The organism is Burkholderia guangdongensis (assembly GCF_013403875.1).
GTDB classification, from domain to species: Bacteria; Pseudomonadota; Gammaproteobacteria; order Burkholderiales; family Burkholderiaceae; genus Burkholderia; species Burkholderia guangdongensis.
Window position 1 is genome coordinate 1 of sequence record NZ_JACBNX010000063.1, and the last position, 1,046, is coordinate 1,046.

Annotated in this window: 1 protein-coding gene; it reads right to left on the reverse strand. The window is 61.5% G+C overall.

All coding sequences use genetic code 11. The features are described 5' to 3' along the window. Positions 1–1,046, reverse strand: a 1,046-nt coding sequence (locus tag HZI36_RS26695) for an IS256 family transposase (RefSeq protein ID WP_179405667.1), incomplete at both ends; no start/stop codon positions are given.

Below are 1,046 nucleotides of genomic sequence, written 5' to 3' on the forward strand. Positions count from 1 at the left end.
CAGATCAACTTAGTCGCTGCGTCGTCAGTCGGGAAGTGTCCCCGGGTCTTGATGATCTTGCGCAACTGCGAGTTGATGTTCTCAATGGCATTCGTCGTGTATATAACCTTCCGAACACCCGGTGGAAACGCGAAGAACGGGATCACGCGATCCCAGGCGTTGCGCCACGATGCGCTGACCGTCGGAAATTTCTGGCCCCAAGGGCCTTCGGCAAACGCGTCCAATTCGGCCTGAGCCGCTTCCGCGCTCGGCGCGGTGTAGATTGGCTTGATCGCCGCAGCCAGTCCTCGCCGGTCTTTCCAGCTCGCGTAATCGAGGCTGTTTCGGATCAGGTGGACGATACAGGTCTGCAGCGTGGTGGCCGGGAACACGGCCGCCAGCGCCTCCGGCATACCCTTGAGGCCATCAGTCACGGCAATCAGAACATCGTGAACGCCACGCGTCTTGAGATCGTTGAATACCTTCATCCAGAACTTGGCGCCCTCGGTGTTCTCGATCCACAGCCCCAGAATATCGCGCGTCCCATCGGGCAGAACGCCCAGCGCCAGATAGACCGCCTTGTTGCGTACCACGGCGTCCTCGCGGATCTTGACCCGCAGCGCGTCGAAGAACACCACCGGATACATCGGTTCGAGCGGCCTGGCCTGCCAGGCGGTGACTTCGGCCATCACCTCGTCGGTGACGGAACTGATGAAGTCGGGCGAGACCTCGGTAGCGTATTGCTCCAGCAGGAAGCCCTGGATCTCTCGCACGGTCATGCCCCGGGCATACATGGCGACGATCTTGTCGTCGAAGCCCGTGAAGCGTCGTTCGTGTTTGGGGATCAGCAGTGGCTCGAAGCTGCCGTCGCGGTCGCGAGGCACCTCGATGCGGATCGGACCGTCTTCGGTCAGGACCGTCTTGGCACCTTTACCGTTACGCTGATTCGTGGCATTGACCGGCTTGGCGGCACCGGGTGGATAGCCGAGATGGTGGTTCATCTCGCCGCCCAGCGCTCGCTCGATCAGCGCCTTCTTGAGCGCCAGCGTCGCGGCATTGATGGCTTC